Genomic DNA, 21,730 nt, shown 5'->3' with positions numbered 1-21,730 from the left:
ATGAAGAATATTTTTATCGACGATTTGGAATTTGAGCTCATGATTGATTATGAGCAAATCCAGAAAAGGATCCGCCTGATTGGAATTGATATCAACCTGAGGTATGAAGACCAACATCCTGTATTTGTCGGCGTATTGAATGGCTGCTTCATGTTTATGGCAGACCTGATGAAACAGGTGCATATTCCCTGTGAAATGTCTTTCGTGAAGCTGGCATCCTATGCTGGGACCGATCAAGGCGAAATACATGAGCTGATAGGAGTGGGCATGTCTCTAGAAGGCAGGCATATCGTAATCGTGGAGGACGTGGTGGATTCGGGCCGTTCTCTGGTCCATACCATTGAAGCATTGGAGCGATTAGGGGTGGCCAGCATATCCGTTGCGACCTTGCTGTTAAAGCCCGATTGCCTATTGTACTCCTTCGACAATATCATGTATGTGGGCTTTGAAATCGAGAAAGAATTTGTTGTAGGCTACGGATTGGACTATAACGGGCAATGCCGTAACCTTCAAAATATCTATAAAAATATCCCCCGTACCGGCGCTATCTAAAGCTGCATGTGGTTAGGTGATCATTCACCATGCCAACGGCCTGCATATAGGCGTAACAGGTGGTGGACCCAAAGAACTTTATGCCTCGTTTCTTAAGGTCTTTAGCGATGCGGTCTGAAAGCTCCGTCGTTGCGACAGAATCCTTTAATGATTCCAGCTTGTTGATGATAGGTTTCTGGTCTGGAAGAAAGCTATAGAGATAGTTGTAAAAGCTCCCAAATTCCTTTTGGATATCCATAAAAGCTTTTGCGTTATGGATCGTACTGTTTATTTTCAAGCGGTTTCTGATAATGCCGGGATCCTGCAATAGCCTTTCCACATCTTCCTCTGTATATTTCGCTATCTTCTTGTAATCAAAATTGGAGAAAGCCTTTTTGTAACCTTCTCTTTTTCTCAGGATCGTAATCCAGCTAAGACCAGCCTGTGCAGACTCTAAGATCAGGAATTCAAACAATACTTTGTCGTCTTTTACTGGTTTTCCCCACTCTTTGTCATGGTATTCTTGGTACAATTCATCCGTGCCACACCAGCCGCATCTTACAATTTCTTTTTTACTCATATTTTCAATTTCTAAAGCAATTATTTTGTCCTAACTTTACGCCTTTCATGAAGCACATCAACAGATTTTATATGATATGGGTTTTAATTTTTAGCAGCATTTTCTTTGCTCCTAAAAGTTATGGCCAAATATTGCCTGTTGACTCCGTGCTGTTAGTGGATTCCGTTGCTATCAAAGACTCTCTTGCTCGAGTGGCCATCTTTGAGTCCTTGGACAACAACCTTAAAAATAGTCAAATTATTCTTTTTCCTGATAAGGGAATCAATTATTTAAAAGTAGCATATGATTCTACGCTAAAAAGGGGAAATCAAGATCTTTATTTCGGGATTGAAGAAGTTGGGAAGCACCATAAACAGTCTGCCTTGCAGGACGGGATAGAGAAGAGCAATAGGCCCGCATGGGTCCTGTTGATCGTATTCCTTTTGTTCTTGATGTTAGGAGTGCTACGGATTGTATTTCCGGTAGAGCTTAAGATTATAGTCGATGCCTATTACAAAGAGCGGTTATTGCTTCAGGTCAGTAAGGAAGATAACCTAGCGACCTCTTGGCCATATATCTTTTTGTATGCCGTTTTCAGTTTGTCTTTGGGTTTGTTTGTCGTGGTGATCATGTCAAGCTTCGGCGACAAAAATTATCTTACTTTTGAAAACTTCCTGAAAAACTCCGGATTCATTGCTTTGCTGTTTATTGCAAAGATCCTGATCATCCGCTTTGTATCATTTGTATTTCAATTAGAAAAAATTGTAAGGGAATATATTGCAATTCTTTACCTAGTTTATTTTAATAGCATGTTTTTCCTAATGCCCTTTTTGTTGGCTGTAGTGTTTATTCCTGCATATTATTTTCAAACTATCTCAATAATTTACATTTGTATTGTAATTATTTTATTCTCGTATAGGTTTATTAGGACTGCTTTTCACCTGTTCGGTCATTTCAAATTTTCTATTTTTTATTTAATTCTTTATCTTTGCAGTCTCGAATTAGCACCAATTTTGATATTAGTGAGGTCACTAAGTAATTAAGAAAGAGTATATGCAGATTGATGTAGAAAGATCCAAAAAAGTAAAGAGCATTTTAGTTACTTTACCAAAGCCTGAAAACGATAAATCTCCCTACTTCACACTAGCCGAGAAGTATAATTTAAAATTAGACTTCAGAGGGTTCATCCATGTTGAAGGCGTCTCTGCAAAAGATGTCAGAAAAGAGAAGGTTAATTTTGCAGATTTTTCTGCAGTCATTTTCACCAGTAAAAATGCAGTAGATCATTTCTTTAGGGTATGTGAGGAAATGCGATTTGAAGTTTCTGCGGAACTTAAATATTTCTGTATTTCTGAAACCATTGCCTTGTACCTTCAGAAATACATTCAATATCGTAAGCGCAAGATTTTCTTCGGAAAGCAAACCGCACAGGATCTTGAGGATGTCCTGAAAAAGCACAACAAAGAGAAATTCCTATTTCCTTGTTCAGACGTTGCAAATGAGGAAACTCAACGCTGGTTGCAAGAGAATGGATATGATTTCACACCAGCTGTGCTGTTCAGAACAGTGATATCGGACATCAAGGACTTGAAAGATGTGTTTTACGATATCATCGTGTTCTTCAGTCCTTCCAGTGTACAGTCCTTGTATGAAAACTTCCCTGATTTTGTACAGAACAACACCCGTGTCGCTGCATTTGGCGCTACTACTCAACAGGCATTATTGGAACATGGCTTGATCCTGGATATTCCAGCACCGACACCGAATGCTCCAAGTATGACAATGGCCATTGAGCAGTACATCAAACAAGTTAATAAGTAGGCAATCGCCCAAAATAATATTTAGGCTGTCCTGAGAAGGATAGCCTTTTTTTATGGTTTCCCGTAATGGGTCAAGAATCCTTCTATCTATCCCAGCTATTTGATCGTAAACCGATTATCAAGAAACACTTACAAATTTGATGTTTATCATTTTTTGATAAATATATTCTCCCTACATTACCAAAAAATAGTCATAAATATTCCCTTCATCTGGGTTGGGTATATTTATTGTAGAAATATTTTTTTTATGTTTGCATTAACTCAAAAATGGGAATATTGTGAAATTAAAACCTGTTAATAGTATATCTGGAATAGCTCCTAAAGACTTTGTTAGGGACTATCTGAATAAGAGTCAGCCTGTTATCATCAAGGACTTTATCAGTAAGGATAGCCCTTGTTGGAATAAGTGGAGCTACGACTATTTCAAGGAAATAGCGGGTAACGAAAAAATCGACGTTTATGGTCGGGAAGAGGAGTCACAAAACCATGCAGCAAGTCCTCCGGTTGGAAAGATGACCTTTGGAGAGTACTTGGATATGATCCGTAAAGAACCTACTGAGCTTCGTCTATTCTTGTTTAACCTTATGAAAATAAGACCTGAACTGAAAAAAGACGTCATATTCAATGATGTTACAGGTGGCAAGGTAATCCAGTGGTTACCCTATATGTTCTTCGGTGGTGAAGGTTCTGCAACCAGGAACCACTTTGATATTGACATGTCCCATGTATTCATCTCGCAATTCCAAGGTGCAAAGCGTATCTGGTTATTCCCGAACAACCAGTCTGACCTTATGTATAAATTGCCTTATAATTTCCATAGCATTGCCAACCTGAAAAAGAGCGACGTAAAAGATTATCCAGGCTTAGAATTTTTAGATGGTTATGAAGCGGTAATCAATCCAGGTGAGACCTTGTACATGCCCGCTGGATGGTGGCATTATATCCAATATGAAACTGAGGGATATTCCATCTCTGTCCGCGCTTTGGCGAATTCATTGAGCGAGAAACTGAAGGGTGCGAGAAACCTTTTCGTAACACGCCACTTTGATGACACCATGCGTAAGATCTTTAAAGATAAATGGCTTGATTATAAAATCGACACAGCAACCAAAAGAGCGAACAAAGCCATCAGAAAATATAAGAAATAAGCGAATAGCTATAAAAAGAGAAGGGTTCCAATCATTGATTGGAACCCTTCTCTTTTTAATTAAACAAACTATGGTGTTTCAAATCCATATTTCTTATAGATCGCTTTTGCTTCATCAGACTTCATGAAATCAACAAAATCTTTTGCTGCTTGGGATCTTGGAGCGTTCTTCATCTCGGCGATCATGTATGTTGCTTTGATATTCTGGTCATTTGGTATTTCAACCATCTCTACAGGATGATCTAATAGCTTTTGATATACGACCTCCGAATACCAAACAGGAGCAGCATCAACCTCTTTGTAAAGGATTTTCATAGGGCTTTCCCTGTGGTGAATCTTGGTTAGGTAAGTTGAGCCATCAGCTACTTTATCCTTCATGATGGTTTTCTCCAATTGGTCGCCCCCCAACTTTTTATAAACTGAAACAATCTGTCTTCCTATACCTTCCCATGCAGGGTTAGGCATGGCAATCTTCACATCTTTCTTAGCTAGATCTTGGACCGTTTTTACAGCTTTAGGATTTCCTTGAGGAACCATGATCGCTAATTTATTGTAAGCATAGACTTCTGTTCTAGAGAAGTGACTTTGCATGCTGTCGATCCTGTTTTTGCCAGCTGCATAAACATCGGGTTTATGGGTAATCCTCATATTTCCTATGGTAATCGATCCACCTTCTATTTGTTTGGCCAAGATGCCCGGAGGCAAGGTTTCCACAAAGATCCTTTCATATTTGGGATGTTTCTTTTTGAAGGCGTCCAATAGATCATCCATGACCATAAATTGGTTTCCTGCAAAAAACACAACCAACTGTGGGTCAACAATATCACCAAACAGATCCGGAACATTGTCAATACCTGGAACAGTGAAATCAACTGCCGACTTTGGCGGCGTATTCCATGGTGGATCATATTGAAAAGGGTCTTGGGCAAATGCTTTGTTCATCAACAATATAACAGCAAGTAATAATATTCGTTTTAAATTCTTCATATATTCAATATTTCTACAATGGATTAAGGTGTATTATGGTTTTACGATTACCCAACCTTCTGAAGCACGGATGACCAATTCACCATTGCCACTCGGTACATAGCCGATAAAATCATATAACTGTTCTTTTTTCAGTTTTCTCTCCTGCAGAGAGTTTGTGCACTGAGCCACCGTAACTCCTTTATCGATCAGTTCTTTCAATGCTTCTTCATAGCCTGAGTCTTTTAACATCACTTCAGTACCGCCAGAGAAAGTTATCAACTCCACTTCAATCTTGTCCTTTAACCGTGGGTCATTCAAGACGTTTTTGATGTTCCTAAAGGCCTTTTTAACAACATCAGGATTGTTGCTGTCTAATTGATAGATGGCTTTATAGTGTTTATTGTGGGTTTCCGCGCCAACAAACTTGGCGTTTTCAATCAATTTGTTGTCAATTGATTTGCTTTGTGCCTTTACTAGGCTGCTAGTCATTAAAAATAGACTGCAAATAATAATTATATTTCTCATGCTTTTTAAAAATTAAAAGGTCCGTATTTATGTTGTTCTTCAGGTATTTTATCAGCGAAAGGTGGATAAGGGCTGTCCTTAGGTTTCTTGCTCAGATCAGGATAGTCGTTTTCTTTATTCGCTTTCGAAGGCCTTTCAAAGGAGTTGATGAAGGCCGCTACATCATATGCTTCCTCATCTGACAGGATAGGGGCGTCAGCACTTGCTCCCAAAGGCATATTGCCCTTGATGAATTTAGCTGCGGTCAGCATTCTACCCATACCTGCACCATCATTGAAGGAGTCGGAACCCCAAAGTGGAGGATATAAATAACCTTCCTCTGGTTCATCAGCTTTTTTAGGTAATCCCAGACCGTTAGCTTGGTGGCAGCTTACACATTGTGTCTTGAATACCGATTCCCCATGTTGTAGATCAGCCTTGCGGTCAGGAGTCTCTAGCTTCACGAAGCCTTGACCTTCTATCCTGCCTCCAACTTTAACATCTTTACTCAAGTGTTTAATATAACTCACGATGGCAATCATTTCCTTGCTCTCTAAGGGCAGTTTCTTGCCGTTCATGCTCCTTTCAAAGCAGCCATTGATTCTTTCCTCTATTGTTGCAACTTTGCCCTCACGGCCGCTATAAATAGGGAATAAGGCGCTTAAGCCGATGTAGGGGGCTGCATATTCCTTTGTTCCGCCATTAAGGTGACAGCTACCACAGGCAAGGTTATTGCCTGAGAACACATCGCCATACTTGTTGTTGGGACCAAGGTATTTGGGCGTTTCTTTGATTAGCTTTTCCCCATAGGCCGCCATTTTCCCTTCCTCAGAATCAGGATAGGGCGCCATTTTAAATTCTTTGATCAGGTTCACGGAATTGGTCGCCACGCTATCCTGCTTTTTGTCAGCAGCTAGTTTGGCCTTAAATATATTGGTGTTGAACCCCAATGCTTGCATGAGGACAACGAATACGATGAAAATAAATAAGCCTGCCACGATTTTGGTCTGTTTGGCAATCTTATTTACTTCCTTGAGAAGGTTTTGTGGTTTGTTTAAATCGTTTTCCATATGAACAAACTTAAGCTTGTTAATGGAGTAGCTAAAACGGTAAAATGTTATGGGCTATAACTTCAGGTTATCTTACTTTGTAAGTGATTGATTGATAAAGCGTATAAACTGTTTTGGAAGCCCTGACAGCTCCCCGTGAAGATGAACTAAATATAACTCTCTGTTGATTTCGAAGCCCTCAACTTCTATTTGTTTTAGAATTCCATTCTCCAATTCATTCTGAACGGCGTATTTGGATAGAATCCCAATGGCATTACTATATCGTATATATTGTTTAATTGATTCTGAACTCGACATCTGTACCCGATTCACCAGATCTCTGGCATTGATGTCATTTTCACTAAACTTCTGGAATACGATGTCATTCGTTCCAGAGCCAGGCTCCCTGAAGATAAATTCCTGTTTTTTGAGCTCATCCAAGCAGATTGGCGATTGCTTAAATAGGGGATGGGTGGTTCTAGCGACCCAAATCAACTGGTCGTCCAGGATCTTGTTGTATTTCAGGGATTGGTCTTCAGCTATACCTTCCACAAAGCCCAATCCTATCTTCCTTTCATAGAGCCAGCGATCCACCTGAGCCGTATTGCCCGTAAACAGCTTGATATTGATCAGCGGGTTCTGTTCAGAAAACTTGGCAATTAGCTTCGGTAAGATATATTGAGCAAGGGTTGTGCTTGCTCCAATAACCAAATTTCCACGGATTTGATTGTTGAGCAGCCCTAGTTTATAATCAGCCAATTCATATTCATGGATGATGACTTTCACCGATTCCATTAAGGTAGCACCAGCCTCAGTCAACAGGATTCTGCTGCCATTACGCAAAAATAGCGCCTGACCAATGGTATTCTCCAGTTCTTGAATGTGTTTGGAAACTGCAGGTTGACTGATATTTAGTTCTCTAGATGCTTTGGTAAAGCTTAAATCCCTCGCGGCATGATAAAAAACCTTGATTCTAAAATTGACTTCTAACATGGATATTCTTGCAAAATAAAGTTTTACCCCACCTAAGCTTCCTCTTCGGCCTTTTCTGCAACACTGTACTTATAAAACAAAGTGTACGGGTCTGAAGGGTAAACTACAGCATCTGGATTATGTTTGAATGGTATCTCAGGATTGAACAGTTCCTCTAATGTTTCTTTCAAGAAACCTATAAATACCTTCTTCTGATCCTCCAAGATCAGGTCTTCAAAAACCAAACTACCACTTCTGTTCCTAAATAAGGTGCCATCTTCCCGCATACGTCTTGCAACATATAGATGTGGCTCCAATCCTTTCAGTCCTGAAACCTGTTCATAGACATAAGCGTAAAATAAGGTCTGCAATAAGGCTTTGTTTTCGGTGTTTTCGGCAAATACTTTATCCAAATTACCAAAAATAACTTGATCTGCCCCAGTTTTATAGTCCACAATCCGAAGTTTATGCTGTCCATTCTTCGTAATCACCTCATCCACACGGTCAATGATCCCATATAGATTGATCCTCTCAGGGGTTCCATCGATGTTGATCTCAAAGTCCAAATGGTAATCCACATCATTTTCCAACTCCACGATCTTGATCGATTCATATTGTTCCATATCATATTGCAGGTACATCTTGATGTATTCAGAAGATATTTTATGCATGATACGCTGCAAACTGTTCAAGTCTTCCAAGGCATGTAATTCCGATTCATATTGCCTGCCTATTTCCTGAATTACGACTGTGTCCACATTTTCAAGCGCTTTCTCCAATTCCGAAGTAGGAACAAAATCTTTATGGTCTAAAATAGCCGTTAGCAGATGTTCCATACAGTTATGGATGACCGTCCCCAGTTTATTCATTTCAAATTCCTGAGATATGCTCGGTGGTTCTTTGATCTCAGCCACATATTTCAGGAAAAACTGCAGCGGCGACATCAGGTAAGTAGTAAATGCCGATGCTGAAAGCGGTTTCTTTTTTATGATATAGCTCTCATAAAGCTTGTTCCAAATAGCTCCTTTTTTCTCGATGACCAATTCCTGAGGTTGATTTGGAAACAATAAAGGTTGTTGTTGGATATGGTTGATGAAATTAAACTTAGTTTCAAACATCAACTGCTTGATGAACCTACTTTCCTCGCCCGTACTGCTTTCATCCACGATTCCGTTGTAGAATAGGTGTATATCATCGCTGTATTGGAAATGTCTATAAAATAAATAAGCAGAAAGAGCATCCTGGTTTTCTAAGACCGGAAGTCCGTATGCCTTCCTTAAGTTATTCGGCAGAAAGGTGGGAGAGCTTGAGGTTTTCGGGAGAATTCCTTCATTGACCCCTAAAACATACACATGGTCAAAATTCAAACATCTGCTTTCAAGAAGACCCATGATCTGTAATCCAAGAAGCTGATCCCCTTCAATCGCTGAATTGATCGGAGATAATGCTTTCTTGATCAAACCAACTTGGAATAGGACGCTCAAGTTGCCCAGCTTTTCAAAACCCAGGTGCATCTGATTCAATACCTTTTTGGTTTCGATCAAAAGATTGGATTCGATCAGTTTAGTCCTTCCTTCCAAGGCTAGACTGCTCAACAGATCGTCGATAATATGGATCATTTGAGGGATAAGCTCTTCCGGATTATTTAATTTCCTGAAGAAATGTGGAAGCGCTGAACTACTTACGTCAATCTCAGCAATTGGAATTTCAAAAAGCTGCCTCTTGGCTGAATCCCGCTGTATATCTTGCCTCTGTTTTCTACTAACCTTGGTCATCGGATGGCTCAGGAAGGTCTCCAATAGCTGGTAGGGTATTTTTTCCTTTTTCTGTTGAGTGATCAATACTTGCACCTCTGCCCATAGATCCAGCAATCCATAGATTGCTGATTGGATCAAGGGATAACCCGTGGTAATATTGATGTCCATAATGGGTAGACTTTGCAGCAAGGGCACCAACAGACTTTCATCTGCCAATAGAATAGCGGCCGTTTCCTTTTTGAAATCTATGTCTTTTAATGCCAGAACATCATGCAGCAATTTAGCCTCACTGTTTTTTCCAAGGCTTTTGTATAGGTTGACATCCGTATTCCGGTTGGCAATAAGATTTGGAGACTCTCCCAATGCATTGACTAGGCCGGTATTAAATAAGTTCCGACGAAGGAATAAACCTGCTTCCTGAATTTTATCATCCAGATAATGCGCATCCGCATCGAAGTAAAACAAGGCCAAGCCCTCTTCTTGCCACTTTTTGAATAATTGTGCTTCAGCTCTGTTCAAGGCATTGAATCCTACAAAAAGGACCTTCTTGTGCTCTTTGATAAAGTCTTGGTTCTCGGCTTTACCTTCGGCCAATTCCCGATATAGAATAGGGTAGTTGGTCTGCTTCTCGTTTTTTAATTTCTCCTGAAATGCTTTATACAGTTTTGGTAATCGCTTCCATAGGGCCAAAAAACGCTGCTGAACGACCGTATGGCCTTTCATGCTAAAGGATTTCCAAAACTGCTTGATGAAAGACTGTTGCTCTTCCGTGAAATGTTGGAAATGAAGGTCTATTTCGGTGCTGTCAAACAACTCCATATAGATCTGGTCAACCGGTACCAAATCATAATCGATCTGCCCAAAATCACTTAAGATGATCTCCGCAATTGGGTAGAACTCCTCCAGTGTCTCCGGATCACGACCTTCCTTGGTCAATAATTCGTTGTGCAGTTCAAAAAGATAGAAGAACTGACTTAATGCCGTTGCCTGCAGATTGCTGCTTGATTGGGCAAAAAACTCTTGAATGGTAAAGAACTGTGGTGACCAAATGGCCTTTCCATATACATCTACCAAATGTTTTTTCAGATAGGTAATAGGCCTCTTGTTATTGAATACAATGGCAATATCTGATATATCTTGGCCAAACTTAGCCTGAATGTCTTCTGCAACGAGTCTTAAAAATGCTTTTTCCATGTTCTTTCCTTATTTCACCTCCACTAATTCTTTCGACTTAGCGTAGTATAGATAGCCTTTGATATGGCCGTAACCTACATTGCTCAATGCATTCATATATCTTCCTACCTGCGTTTTATGATTGATATAATCTCCTTGTGTAAATTTAAAGTCCAATACGATGGTTTCCTGATCATTGGTAAACACCTTGTCTGGTCTTTGTGTACTGCCATCCTCCAGGATGATGCTTGATTCATTCCACACCTTATAATCACCCGTCAACCATTGGTTAATGATTGGATGGTTCCAGATCTGCTGTATTTCTTCCAAGAGAAGATCCTTCTCTTCCCTGGCCAAAATACCTTCCTCAATATATTGGTTTACCAGTTTGTCGATTTCCGATTCATCCTTTACCAGCGAGACGATCTCATGCGCCAATACTCCATATTGTGCAGCCTTTTCCATCATCAAAATGGTGTTGATATTCCTTGAGGTCGATTTTTCCAAAGCGGTTTCTAGAGCTAAAGATTGTGGATAATCCTTCAGTTCAATTTTTATGCTCGCTTCAGTTTCCTTCTTCTTGTTTGACTGCTCTGAGGCTAATGGCTCATCCAAAAGGATAAATTCATTGTTCTCTAATCGGAATGGAGAATTGCTGGCAGTTAGCACCTGAATCAAAAGGTCTGAAATAAAATCATTCTTGACCTCAGAACCCAATATCTCACCAGTTTTCTTGTCAACCTCATCCTTAAATTGTGGTGCAGTAATATAGAGATGGCTTTTTGCCCTTGTGGTTGCTACATAAAAAGTGTTTAGGGCATCCATATAGTTAAACAGCATCTCTTCAAAATATTGTTTGTAAAAGATCGACTTACCTAAGGTTTGGGTATATTTTACAGGAATTTTTCCGAGTTCTGAAAAGGGAGAATCCATTACATCGATCCAAAAATCACCATTGGTCAGACCATCCAATTTCCAGGAAGAGAATGGAATCATCACCACCTCATAGGCCAATCCCTTAGATTTATGAATCGTGCTGACCTCTATCGCATCGACCTTGCCACTCGATGGCAGTACAGCCCTTTCGCCATCTTCATCCCAATATTCCAGGAACTGTATGATTCCACGTTCCCCTTGTGTGGAGAAAGCTGTAGCGATATCCTTGAAGGCTAAAAGGTATGGTAAATGAATACTTCCTTCATTCCCTAATTGATAAACATCGATCAGTTTTTCTACCAGATGGACCAATGGCATTTTCTGCAATTGACTCCATGAGTCTATCAATGTAAGCGGAAGAACATCCGACAGTTCCTTGATATTGTTGTCCTTGAACTTCAGCCATACCGATTCCTCGAAGTTGGATTTACCCTGCGCCAATTGGAAAAGATAAGCCATGTTGGCAAGGTGTAAAACGTGTTTCTCCGATTGAAAAACCAATGACCTTAAGGTTTCAATGATCAGATTGACGGCATGGTTCGATATTAGACTTAGGGCGTCTCCAGAGATGACCTCAAAGTTCAGGTTCTCGGTGTTCTTGAAGCGCATCAGTTCTTGGATGACCAATTTTGCCTGCGCATTGCTCCTGACCAGAATCCCAATATCCGCTGGCTTATATTTTCCAGTCCTGATCCATTCGGCAATCTTGGAACAAAGGGCCTCTACCGAAGCCTCCATCACTTGATTGTTCCGCGCTCGACCATCACTGACTGGGAAAAAGGAGATTTCAATATTTCCCATGGGTTTGCCGGTCTGAAGCTTACTTTCAGGGATCAGTTGCCTGCTGTTTTGATAAGCTTTTTCAAGTAAGCTATTGTTGCCCGTAGCATTCCACCAAGTCATGCCTTCCTCGCCCAAGCTTTCGCCAACTTTCTCGTTCAAAACTTGCTGCAATAGACTAGGGATCTTTTCGTATAGGTAGTTATTGAAATTAATGATATTCGGAAGGCTGCGGAAATTAGTGTCCAAGGTTCCGTTATCAATAAATTCATTTATCTGATTTTCGTTCAGGTGGAAATTCTGCGAAACCTGCTGGTCGATCTGTTGCAAAAGGATTCGCCAGTCCCCATTTCGCCAACGGTAAATACTCTGTTTCACATCGCCTACCACTAGATGCTCAGCAATCTTGCCCGTAGCATCAGCAAGGGCATTTAAGAGCAATGGGCTATAGTTTTTCCATTGTATTCTTGAAGTGTCCTGAAACTCATCAAACAGGAAGTAATTGTATCGGTTGCCAATCTTTTCCCAGATAAAGGTCGGGTCACTGTGTTCATCCAAGCCCAATTTGTTCAATAGTATCTGTGCATCCGAGATCAATTGTGCAGAGTTTTCCTTTCTCCATTGACTCAGCAGGTCACTCATTTCTTTGAGCAACCTCAGGAAATACAGGTTGGTCTGTACGGCTTGATAAGCAATATAATTTGCAAAATGCTGCTGTAAGGATAGGATGGCATCCAATGCTGGACGGATGCCCTGCATATATTCATACCTAACCTCCTTTTTGTCGTCGATATAATGCTCTTCATTATCCAACAAAACCAAAAACTTGTCAAATATCTTTTCCTGGATATCAGAGGTAGAAATCTTTTTGGGGTCTATGTTGATCTTGCTGGCTGCTACCAGTTTGTTCCTGGACTTTCCCTTCATTTCTGAATCATCAACGCCCAATCGGCGATATTCAGCTTTGAAAGTTTCAATCCCTTGAACCAAGGCATCCAAAAAGGCATTGGTCTTTTCATCAATTTCTTTGTTGAGCAGGTTGAATATCCTGTCTGTATCAGCAGAAATCATAAAACTGTCAAACTCCTGGAAGTTCTCCGAGAAAATCAACCCTGCCAAACCCATTAACTGCTGTCGGTAATTCCAGTTCTCATTCTTCCCGATCTTCTGTTCGGCATAATTGATGATCCATTCCAACAGGTCCGGTCTTTCATCCAACAGTTGGTTCAGCATAACGGTCAGGTCACGCTTCACTTTGTTGGTGTTCATCTCGATGGCATAGCCAGAATCGAGGTTCAGTTCGTAGGTAAAACTACGGATCACCTTTTGCGAAAAACCATCAATGGTACTTACCGAGAAATGGCTGTAATCATGCAGAATCCTCCTGTAGATCCGATTGGCTTTTTCCTGAATGCTTACAGGGTCCCACTGTGTATTCTGCTGCAATAATTGCTGTCTGTACTGCTCAATGTCATCTGCTGTACTGCCGATTGCCAAGCCATGAAGGACTGACATAATACGGCCTTTCATTTCGGCCGTGGCCTTGTTGGTGAAGGTAACGGCAAGGATTTCCCGATAGCTGCTTTCTTTTGATAGCAACAGGGTCAGGTAATGTACGGTGAGAGAAAATGTTTTTCCAGATCCAGCGGAAGCTTTTACAATCCTTAAAGGAGCAATTCTTTGCATAAGATGTCAATGGTTTGAAGTATCTGAATATCGGTATTATTGGGAGATTACTCAAATCTTTTTCAAGATTATAGCTCGGAAGGAGTACATATTTTACAGGTAAAACAGCTTTAAATTCTCTATTGTATTAATTGATAATACTTTGTATCTTTGCGTCCCCTCCTGCATGAAGCAACGGGGGATATGTTGAATACATAAATAAAGAAAAAACATGGCAACTAAAATCAGATTGCAGAGACACGGTAAAAAAGGAAAACCTTTTTACCACGTAGTAGTAGCAGACGGCCGTTCACCACGTGATGGTAAGTTCATCGAGCGTTTAGGTTCTTACAACCCAAACACTAACCCAGCAACTATCGTTTTGGATTTCGAAAAAGCGTTAGACTGGATGAACAAAGGTGCCCAACCTACTGACACAGTTCGCGCTATCCTTTCTTACAAAGGTGTTTTATACAAAAAACACTTACAAGGCGGTGTGAAAAAAGGAGCTTTTGATGAAGCTAAAGCTGAAGAACTTTTCACTAAATGGGCTGAAGGTAAAGATGCTCAAATCGAAGGAAAGAAATCAGGCTTAGCGAAATCTAAGGATGAAACTAAGAAAGCTGCTTTAGCTGCTGAAGCTAAGAAAAAAGAAGACAGAGCTGCTGCTATCGCTGCTAAAAACGCTCCTGTTGCTGAAGAAACAGCTACAGAAGAAGCAGAAGAAGCTGCTGATGCTACTGAAAACACTGAAGAAACTGAAGGATAATCTCTTCATAAAGTATTCAAAATGGCCGGATCATTCTATGAACCGGCTTTTTTGTTCCCATTTTATCTTGTTTTTACATCCCTAAAATCCCAACAGAAAAAGAATTCCGTACTTTTGGAAATTAATTTGTGAATATGACGAAAGATCAATGTTTTTATATCGGTTATGTCAGTAAAACCCGAGGATTGAAGGGTGAACTGCAACTGTTTTTTGAATTTGATAACTATATGGACCTTGATCTGGATGTAGTTTTCTTGGAGATGGACAAGAAATTGGTGCCATTCTTTGTAGAAAAGGTCAAGTTTCACAATAACAGCACAGCTTATGTCAATTTTGAAGATGTTGACCATATTGACAAAGCCCAACCTTTATTGAGAAAGCAAATCTACCTGCCAAATGATAAAATGCCGGAACGTGATCCCGATGATTTTACCTATCATGATCTAGTAGGTTATACCGCCATTGAGGAAGACGAAGGCGAATTGGGCGAAATTACCCATGTCCAAGAGATGCCACAGCAATTTATCGCAACCGTAGATATCGATGGCAGAGACGCCATGTTTCCCCTAAACGAGGATTTCATTGTCGGTATAGACCCCGAAGAAAAGATTATCGTATTGAACCTTCCTGAAGGTTTGATAGATATGTACCTAGAAGATTAATAAGATATTTTGAAAAGAGAATGGGCGTGTCAATCACGCCCATTTTTTTATGATCATACCTTCTTCCATTCATTTATATGTCCCATCCATCCAACCCTGATTCCTTCTGATTCAATGCCATCCGCAAAGTTTTTTCTTGAAACATTTTGAGATTACCTTGCTATTGACGATATTAGCCCTCGCTTATAGAGAAAGGCAGAGGGACTAGACCCGCTGAAGCCTTAGCAACCTGACACCAGTCAAGGTGCTACATTCTACCCCCAAAATGGGAAAGATAAGCCAAAGAATCAGTGTTCACTGTGTTCTCTCTAAGCCTTAATATATTTTTATGAAAATCGTAGATCACATCAAGAACGCGAAAGGCAAGACCTTATATTCTTTTGAGCTGTTACCTCCTGCTAAGGGGCAGGGTATCCAAAGTATCTTCCAAACGATGGATGAACTGATGGAATTCAAACCTCCCTTTATCGATGTGACGTACCACCGTGAGGATTACCTTTACAAACAACATGCTAACGGATTGTTGGAAAGGGTGTCCTATAGAAAAAGACCTGGTACGGTAGCCATCTGTGCTGCCATCATGAGTAAATATAAAGTTGATGCGGTTCCCCATCTGATCTGCGGTGGTTTCACCAAAGAAGAAACAGAAAACGCACTTATCGACCTGAACTTCTTAGGTATCGATAATGTATTGGTATTGAGAGGTGATGCCAGAAAAGGTGATGCCGACTTTATCCCGACCGCTGGGGGACATGCTTATGCAACCGACCTATTAAAACAAGTGGTGGATATGAACGAAGGTTCCTACCTACATGAAGATATAGGCTCTTCTGAAAAGACCAATTTCTGTATCGGCGTTGCCGGATACCCCGAGAAACATTTTGAATCACCTAACTTCAACACCGACTTTAAATGGTTGAAGAAAAAGGTGGAAATGGGAGCTGAATTTATCGTTACCCAAATGTTTTTTAACGTAGAAAAATATAAGGAATTTGTGACGAAGTGTAGGGAAAATGATATTCATGTTCCTATTATTCCAGGCCTTAAGCCATTAACAACCAAAAAGCAATTGATTACCCTTCCTCGGATTTTCCACTTAGATATTCCAGAGGACCTGAGTGATGCCGTGGAATCCTGTAAAACCAATGCGGATGTTAGGCGAGTTGGCGAAGAATGGCTAGTACAGCAATGTAAGGAATTAATAGACTTTGGAGTTCCGGTACTGCATTTCTACACCATGAGTAATCCTGGACCTACTAAAAATATCGTTGAAAAATTAGTGTAATTAAATTGACTAACTCTAAAATAAGAACAAAGGGCGAATGATTTCATTCGCCTTTTGTCGTTTATCATCAGGAGAGTTTTTTAACCAATATAGCGGTCTCATTCGAGACAGCTTCGAGACAGCTTCGAGAATGCCTTGGATAAAATTTTATTCATTTTGCGAGTTTTCGGAATGTGGGTAAAACAAATCCAAATAAAGCTCCTGAAAATCCAGCAATGATAAGGCCTTTTTGGAAGAAGGAGAGCAGGCGTATTCCATGTTAAATAATGTTAATCACAAATGTGGGAGATAATTCTTTGCTAAATTTAAATCACATTTATTACCTACTATAATGAACTATAGCAAAATCAACAATCTTCTCGGCTGGCTATGTGCAGTTATTGCGTTTGTATTGTATGCATTCACTGTGGATCAATCCATCAGTTGGTGGGATACCGGTGAGTTTATTGCAGCATCAGATAAGCTAGAAATTGTTCATCAACCTGGGGCACCCTTGTTTCTCTTGTTGCAGAACCTGTTTTCAAACCTTGCTTTTGGAAATAAGGAACATGTTGCACTTTGGATGAATTTAGGTTCGGCATTTTGTTCAGCCTTGACCATTATGTTTTTGTTTTGGACGATTACAGCCTTGGCAAGAAAACTGCTTTTAGGAAAGTCAGAAGGGAATAGCCTTCAAAATATGCAGATTTTCGCTGCTGGAGCGGTAGGGGCTTTGGCATATGCCTTTACAGATTCTTTTTGGTATTCTGCTGTGGAGTCAGAGGTCTATGCCATGTCATCACTTTGTACGGCCATTGTATTTTGGTTGGCGTTGAAGTGGGAGAGGAGGGCAGATGAACCGGATTCCAATAAATGGCTATTGCTGATTGCCTATGTGATGGGACTGTCCATCGGAGTTCATCTGTTGAATTTATTGACGATTCCTGCCTTAGCACTCCTGATCTATTTCAGGAAGTCAAATCACGTGACCTGGAAAGGTGCAGTAAAATCCTTTGCTTGGGGAGTTCTCGCCTTAGCCTTTATTCTTTGGGGAGTGATCCAATATTCCGTAAAGATAGCAGCAGGATTTGATCTCTTCTTCGTTAATTCATTAGGGATGCCATTTGGTTCAGGCATTGTTCTGTTTGTCCTGCTCTTAGTTTCAGCAGCGGTTTTCGGAATTATGTATTCGATCAGAAAGAACAAGCCTATCTTAAATCTCTTGATTTTAGGTACTTGTTTGGTCTTTTTCGGGTTCACCTCCTTTAGCATGATAATAATCCGTGCCCAAACGAATATTACACTGAACAATAATGATCCTGATAATGCATATTCCTTTTTGGGCTATTTGAGCAGGGAACAATATCAATCTGAGCCTTTGTTCAAGGGACCGACCTTCAATTCAAAAATAACGGATGTTAATGAATCCGTAGGTTATAGAAAGGATACCGAGCAATATGAGCAATTTGAAAATGTCAAAGGCTATAAATACGACAAGGAAGTATTGTTTCCAAGGTTGTACAGCCAAAAGCATGCTGAATTCTATAAACAATACTTGAATCTGAAAGATGGGGAAGATCCAACCTTTTTGGATAATATGAAGTTCTTTTTCAATTATCAGGTAGGACATATGTATTCCCGTTATTTCATGTGGAATTTCGTGGGCAGGCAGAATGATACACCTAGTCAAGGGGAATTGACCGCTGGGAATTGGATCTCAGGGATTAATTTTTTGGATGAACTGCGTTTGCCGGGAATGGATGCCATTTCTGATCGTATGAAAGAAGATCCAAGTAGGAATACCTACTTCTTCCTTCCACTACTGCTCGGGATTGCTGGCTTGATCTGGCAAGCAAAGCGAAGTCTAAGGGACGCCAGCATTGTTGGTCTGTTGTTCTTCTTTACAGGCTTAGCTATTGTGCTCTATTTAAATCAAACACCGCTGCAACCACGTGAGCGTGATTATTCCTATGCAGGTTCGTTTTATGTATTTGCTATTTGGATCGGTTTAGGTGTTCTGGGTTTGATCGAATTTATGCAAAAAAGGAGCAAACTTTCGGTGAAAGCAATTACCTATACTTCAGTTGCTTTTGCTATGCTTGCTGGCCCTGTATTGTTGGTCAAGGAGAATTGGGATGACCATGACCGTTCTGGTCGTCATATGACCAGGGAAGTGGCCTTGAATACCTTGAACTCCTGTGAGCCCAATGCCATATTGTTCACCTATGCTGATAATGATACTTTCCCATTATGGTATCTACAGGAAGTAGAGGGGATCAGGACAGATGTCAGGGTGTTGAATTATGGCTACCTTGGCTCGGATTGGTATGTAAAGCAGGCGATGGAGGATGTCAATCAATCCAAAGCTTTGCCGATTGCATTCGACTTTAATAAAGTTAAAAAGGGAGTTCGGGATGTGATTCAGGTGGTTGACCTAGGAATAGAAGGCTATACAGATATAGATCAATTGCTGGACGTGATGCTTTCGGACGATAATAGGAACAAACTTGAAACCAGTGATGGTAATTTTGTAAATGTGATGCCGACGAAAAAGCTCCAACTTAAAATAGATAAGGAGAAGGCCCTGAAAAATGCCAATATTCCAGCGGAATGGCAGCAGTTTATCCCAGAGCATATGCAATGGGAGCTCAAGGAAAATCTGGTTACCCGAGCAGATCTTAGTTTGATGTCCATCTTGGTCAACAACAATTGGGAAAGGCCAATTTACTTTGTCTCATTAAGTGCGCCGGCAATCTCCATGGGCATGGATAAATACCTTGCCTCAGAGGGCTTGGTCAGCAAGCTGATGCCTGTAGATATGGGGCAATCTTCAAAGGGCAACGGACTGATCAATGCAGATAAGATTTACGACAATGCCATTCATAAATTTGAATGGTCCAATATCAATAGGTTGGAGCATTTCGATGTTGATTCCAACCAATACTATGAGGGATGGATCTACCCTAATATCTATACAGATGGAATGCAAGCCTTGGTTAATCAAGGAAAGTTGAAGGAGGCAAGGGAATTGGCCTTGCAAGCCTATGATTTTCAACCGAAGGAGACCAAAAGCATGCGACAGACCTACTACAATACTGTACTTGTGGATACCTTGCTGAAGGTAAAGGAAGTCGATAGAGCAAAGATTTTGGCGGGTAGGCAATTGGAGGCCATTAAGGAAAATTTGGACTATCAATTGGCAATCTTTCAAAAGGCAAATAGGGGTTATGATTCCATTTCCATACAGTTGGGATTGGCGGCTTTAGACCAGTATGTTCCGATCTTGAAAGAATTGGGAGATGAACAGTTGATGGCTGAAGCTTCCCGACTTGACAAGAAATATAAGGCCGTTTGGTTGTAAAACTATCGAGCCATAAAAAAAGGACAAGTAATTTACTTGTCCTTTTTTTATGGCTTAAAACCAAATTATTTTTTAGACTCTTTAGCCCAAGAGTCTTTCAATGTTACTGTTCTGTTGAAGACAAGTTTATCTTCAGTTGTATTCTTGCTATCTAGGTTAAAATAACCTAAGCGAATAAATTGATATCCTTTTCCAAGCTCAGCATTTGCCAGATCAGGTTCAGCATAGGCTTTTTCAATGATCTGTAGGCTATTTGGATTGATAGATGCTTTGAAGTCTTCGGCAGCAGCAGGATTCTCATCTTGGAACAGACGGTCATAAAGACGTACTTCCACTTCTTTGGCATGTGGTACAGAAACCCAGTGAATGGTTCCTTTTACCTTCATGCCTGATGTATCCTCGCCAGATTTTGAATTAGGAACATATTCACAGTACACTTCCGTAATATTACCGTTTTCATCTTTTTTGAAATCAGTACAGGTTACGATATATCCGTGTTTCAAGCGTACGGAAAGACCAGGACCTAATCTAAAGAATTTCTTAGGTGCATCTTCCATAAAGTCGTCACGCTCGATCCATAGTTCTTTAGAAAATGGGATAACCCTGCTTCCTTCTCCACCTTCAACTTCTGGGTTGTTTTCGCCATGTAGTTCTTCAACCTTTCCATCAGGATAATTTGTGATGATTAATTTAATTGGATCCAATACAGCCATTCTGCGCCAAGCTGTTTTGTTCAGGTCCTCACGGATACAGAATTCCAATAGGCTGACATCGATCATGTTTTCACGCTTTTGGATACCGATGCGTTCGCAGAAATTACGGATACTTTCAGGGGTATATCCACGTCTACGTAGACCTGAAATGGTAGGCATCCTTGGATCGTCCCAACCTTCAACGAACTTTTCGTTAACCAATTGAAGCAATTTACGCTTACTCATCACCGTGTAGTTCAGGTTTAAACGAGCAAACTCATATTGTTTAGATGGGAAGATCTCTAAACTGTTGATCAACCAATCGTATAATGGGCGGTGCGGAATAAATTCCAAAGTACATACCGAGTGGGTTATCTTTTCGATGGAATCAGATTGTCCATGAGCAAAATCATACATTGGATAGATGCACCATTTGTCACCGGTACGGTGGTGGTGTGCATGTTTGATACGATAAATGATCGGATCGCGCATATGCATATTAGGACTCGCCAAGTCTACCTTGGCACGCAATACTTTTTCGCCATCTTTATATTTACCATCGCGCATCTCTTCGAAAAGTTTTAGGTTTTCTTCGATAGAGCGGCTGCGGTATACGGTCGGAGTCCCTGGAACGGTCGGAGTTCCCTTAGATGCAGCGATTTCTTCTGAAGTGCTGTCGTCTACATAAGCCAATTCCTTTTTGATCAATTCGACTGCAAAGTCGTAAAGTGTATCAAAATAATCTGAGGTGTATAATTCCTCGGCCCACTGGAATCCTAACCATTGAATATCTTTTTTGATGCTATCTACGTATTCCACATCCTCTGTTACAGGGTTGGTGTCGTCGAAACGTAGGTTTGTTTTGCCATTGTACTTCTGCGCTAAAGAAAAATTTAGACAGATTGACTTAGCATGCCCAATATGAAGATAGCCGTTTGGCTCAGGAGGGAAACGGGTCAATACACGCCCATCATTTTTCCCATTACGAAGATCCTCTTCGATAATCTCTTCAATAAAATTCAATGATTTTTCTTCTTCTACCATGTAGCAAAGTTAGCTATTTCAACGATATAATGGATAATAGCATAACGAATACTTGTTTGATTTTGCTTATTTTCGA

At 40.4% G+C, this 21,730-nt stretch carries 16 protein-coding genes and 1 riboswitch; of the genes, 8 read left to right on the top strand and 8 right to left on the bottom strand.

From position 1 onward, the window contains the following. Positions 1–552: a phosphoribosyltransferase gene (locus NMK93_RS16990; protein WP_185213930.1), complete on the top strand. Its 552-nt coding sequence runs from the start codon at positions 1–3 to the stop codon at positions 550–552. Here NMK93_RS16990 and NMK93_RS16985 read toward each other — a convergent pair. Then, a complete protein-coding gene (locus NMK93_RS16985; protein WP_254529033.1) occupies positions 545–1,111 on the bottom strand; it encodes a DNA-3-methyladenine glycosylase I in 567 nt (188 codons plus the stop codon). The genes NMK93_RS16990 and NMK93_RS16985 overlap by 8 nt on opposite strands. A gap of 71 nt (positions 1,112–1,182) precedes the next feature. Between NMK93_RS16985 and NMK93_RS16980 the strand changes: the two genes are divergently transcribed. From NMK93_RS16980 to NMK93_RS16970, 3 genes are all read left to right on the top strand, one after another. After that, positions 1,183–2,133: a DUF4271 domain-containing protein gene (locus NMK93_RS16980; RefSeq protein WP_185213932.1), complete on the top strand. Its 951-nt coding sequence runs from the start codon at positions 1,183–1,185 to the stop codon at positions 2,131–2,133. A 10-nt stretch (positions 2,134–2,143) separates the two neighbouring features. Next, on the top strand, positions 2,144–2,911 hold the full coding sequence (locus NMK93_RS16975) for a uroporphyrinogen-III synthase (protein WP_254529035.1): 768 nt from the start codon (positions 2,144–2,146) through the stop codon (positions 2,909–2,911). A gap of 277 nt (positions 2,912–3,188) precedes the next feature. Continuing rightward, positions 3,189–4,058: a cupin-like domain-containing protein gene (locus NMK93_RS16970; RefSeq protein WP_093101040.1), complete on the top strand. Its 870-nt coding sequence runs from the start codon at positions 3,189–3,191 to the stop codon at positions 4,056–4,058. Between the two features lie 68 nt (positions 4,059–4,126). On the opposite strand, the gene NMK93_RS16965 is transcribed toward NMK93_RS16970, so the two are convergent. The 6 genes from NMK93_RS16965 to NMK93_RS16940 form a co-directional block, all read right to left on the bottom strand. Then, on the bottom strand, positions 4,127–5,044 hold the full coding sequence (locus NMK93_RS16965; protein ID WP_254529037.1) for a substrate-binding domain-containing protein: 918 nt from the start codon (positions 5,042–5,044) through the stop codon (positions 4,127–4,129). Between the two features lie 33 nt (positions 5,045–5,077). Next, positions 5,078–5,551 (bottom strand): DsrE family protein, encoded by a 474-nt coding sequence (locus NMK93_RS16960; protein ID WP_185213935.1) that lies wholly within the window; start codon positions 5,549–5,551, stop codon positions 5,078–5,080. A gap of 5 nt (positions 5,552–5,556) precedes the next feature. Continuing rightward, the gene (locus NMK93_RS16955) at positions 5,557–6,600 is read right to left on the bottom strand and encodes a c-type cytochrome (RefSeq protein WP_254529039.1); all 1,044 of its coding nucleotides are present in this window, start codon (positions 6,598–6,600) and stop codon (positions 5,557–5,559) included. Positions 6,601–6,672: 72 nt separating this feature from the next. Beyond that, the gene (locus tag NMK93_RS16950; RefSeq protein ID WP_185213937.1) at positions 6,673–7,572 is read right to left on the bottom strand and encodes a LysR substrate-binding domain-containing protein; all 900 of its coding nucleotides are present in this window, start codon (positions 7,570–7,572) and stop codon (positions 6,673–6,675) included. Positions 7,573–7,604: 32 nt separating this feature from the next. Next, the gene (locus tag NMK93_RS16945; RefSeq protein ID WP_254529041.1) at positions 7,605–10,502 is read right to left on the bottom strand and encodes a PD-(D/E)XK nuclease family protein; all 2,898 of its coding nucleotides are present in this window, start codon (positions 10,500–10,502) and stop codon (positions 7,605–7,607) included. Positions 10,503–10,511: 9 nt separating this feature from the next. Then, positions 10,512–13,883 (bottom strand): exodeoxyribonuclease V subunit beta, encoded by a 3,372-nt coding sequence (locus NMK93_RS16940; protein WP_254529043.1) that lies wholly within the window; start codon positions 13,881–13,883, stop codon positions 10,512–10,514. A gap of 211 nt (positions 13,884–14,094) precedes the next feature. Between NMK93_RS16940 and NMK93_RS16935 the strand changes: the two genes are divergently transcribed. The 4 genes from NMK93_RS16935 (at position 14,095) to NMK93_RS16920 (ending at position 19,918) form a co-directional block, all read left to right on the top strand. Continuing rightward, positions 14,095–14,631 carry a 30S ribosomal protein S16 gene (locus NMK93_RS16935; protein ID WP_185213940.1) on the top strand — a complete coding sequence of 179 codons (537 nt, stop codon included), beginning with the start codon at positions 14,095–14,097 and terminating at the stop codon, positions 14,629–14,631. Positions 14,632–14,765: 134 nt separating this feature from the next. Beyond that, positions 14,766–15,293 carry a ribosome maturation factor RimM gene (rimM, locus tag NMK93_RS16930; RefSeq protein WP_185213941.1) on the top strand — a complete coding sequence of 176 codons (528 nt, stop codon included), beginning with the start codon at positions 14,766–14,768 and terminating at the stop codon, positions 15,291–15,293. 180 nt (positions 15,294–15,473) lie between these two features. Then, positions 15,474–15,574, top strand: a riboswitch (SAM riboswitch). 47 nt (positions 15,575–15,621) lie between these two features. Beyond that, complete coding sequence (locus NMK93_RS16925; protein ID WP_254529045.1) at positions 15,622–16,578, top strand: methylenetetrahydrofolate reductase; 957 nt, start codon at positions 15,622–15,624, stop codon at positions 16,576–16,578. A gap of 331 nt (positions 16,579–16,909) precedes the next feature. Then, positions 16,910–19,918 carry a DUF2723 domain-containing protein gene (locus tag NMK93_RS16920; protein WP_254529047.1) on the top strand — a complete coding sequence of 1,003 codons (3,009 nt, stop codon included), beginning with the start codon at positions 16,910–16,912 and terminating at the stop codon, positions 19,916–19,918. Between the two features lie 65 nt (positions 19,919–19,983). On the opposite strand, the gene NMK93_RS16915 is transcribed toward NMK93_RS16920, so the two are convergent. Beyond that, positions 19,984–21,654 carry a glutamine--tRNA ligase/YqeY domain fusion protein gene (locus NMK93_RS16915; protein WP_185217333.1) on the bottom strand — a complete coding sequence of 557 codons (1,671 nt, stop codon included), beginning with the start codon at positions 21,652–21,654 and terminating at the stop codon, positions 19,984–19,986. Positions 21,655–21,730: the final 76 nt, after the last annotated feature.

This window comes from Sphingobacterium sp. LZ7M1, from assembly GCF_024296865.1.
In the GTDB taxonomy this organism is placed as follows: domain Bacteria; phylum Bacteroidota; class Bacteroidia; order Sphingobacteriales; family Sphingobacteriaceae; genus Sphingobacterium.
This window is presented reverse-complemented; position numbering and strand designations above follow the sequence as displayed.

Excerpts from the sequence above, each read along its gene's own strand:
- NMK93_RS16985 (WP_254529033.1), bottom strand. The coding sequence starts at position 1,111 with ATGAGTAAAAAAGAAATTGTAAGATGCGGCTGGTGTGGCACGGATGAA.
- NMK93_RS16965 (WP_254529037.1), bottom strand. The coding sequence starts at position 5,044 with ATGAAGAATTTAAAACGAATATTATTACTTGCTGTTATATTGTTGATG.
- NMK93_RS16990 (WP_185213930.1), top strand. The coding sequence starts at position 1 with ATGAAGAATATTTTTATCGACGATTTGGAATTTGAGCTCATGATTGAT.
- NMK93_RS16945 (WP_254529041.1), bottom strand. The coding sequence starts at position 10,502 with ATGGAAAAAGCATTTTTAAGACTCGTTGCAGAAGACATTCAGGCTAAG.
- NMK93_RS16915 (WP_185217333.1), bottom strand. The coding sequence starts at position 21,654 with ATGGTAGAAGAAGAAAAATCATTGAATTTTATTGAAGAGATTATCGAA.
- rimM (WP_185213941.1), top strand. The coding sequence starts at position 14,766 with ATGACGAAAGATCAATGTTTTTATATCGGTTATGTCAGTAAAACCCGA.
- NMK93_RS16980 (WP_185213932.1), top strand. The coding sequence starts at position 1,183 with ATGATATGGGTTTTAATTTTTAGCAGCATTTTCTTTGCTCCTAAAAGT.
- NMK93_RS16975 (WP_254529035.1), top strand. The coding sequence starts at position 2,144 with ATGCAGATTGATGTAGAAAGATCCAAAAAAGTAAAGAGCATTTTAGTT.
- NMK93_RS16940 (WP_254529043.1), bottom strand. The coding sequence starts at position 13,883 with ATGCAAAGAATTGCTCCTTTAAGGATTGTAAAAGCTTCCGCTGGATCT.
- NMK93_RS16950 (WP_185213937.1), bottom strand. The coding sequence starts at position 7,572 with ATGTTAGAAGTCAATTTTAGAATCAAGGTTTTTTATCATGCCGCGAGG.
- NMK93_RS16935 (WP_185213940.1), top strand. The coding sequence starts at position 14,095 with ATGGCAACTAAAATCAGATTGCAGAGACACGGTAAAAAAGGAAAACCT.
- NMK93_RS16920 (WP_254529047.1), top strand. The coding sequence starts at position 16,910 with ATGAACTATAGCAAAATCAACAATCTTCTCGGCTGGCTATGTGCAGTT.
- NMK93_RS16925 (WP_254529045.1), top strand. The coding sequence starts at position 15,622 with ATGAAAATCGTAGATCACATCAAGAACGCGAAAGGCAAGACCTTATAT.
- NMK93_RS16960 (WP_185213935.1), bottom strand. The coding sequence starts at position 5,551 with ATGAGAAATATAATTATTATTTGCAGTCTATTTTTAATGACTAGCAGC.
- NMK93_RS16955 (WP_254529039.1), bottom strand. The coding sequence starts at position 6,600 with ATGGAAAACGATTTAAACAAACCACAAAACCTTCTCAAGGAAGTAAAT.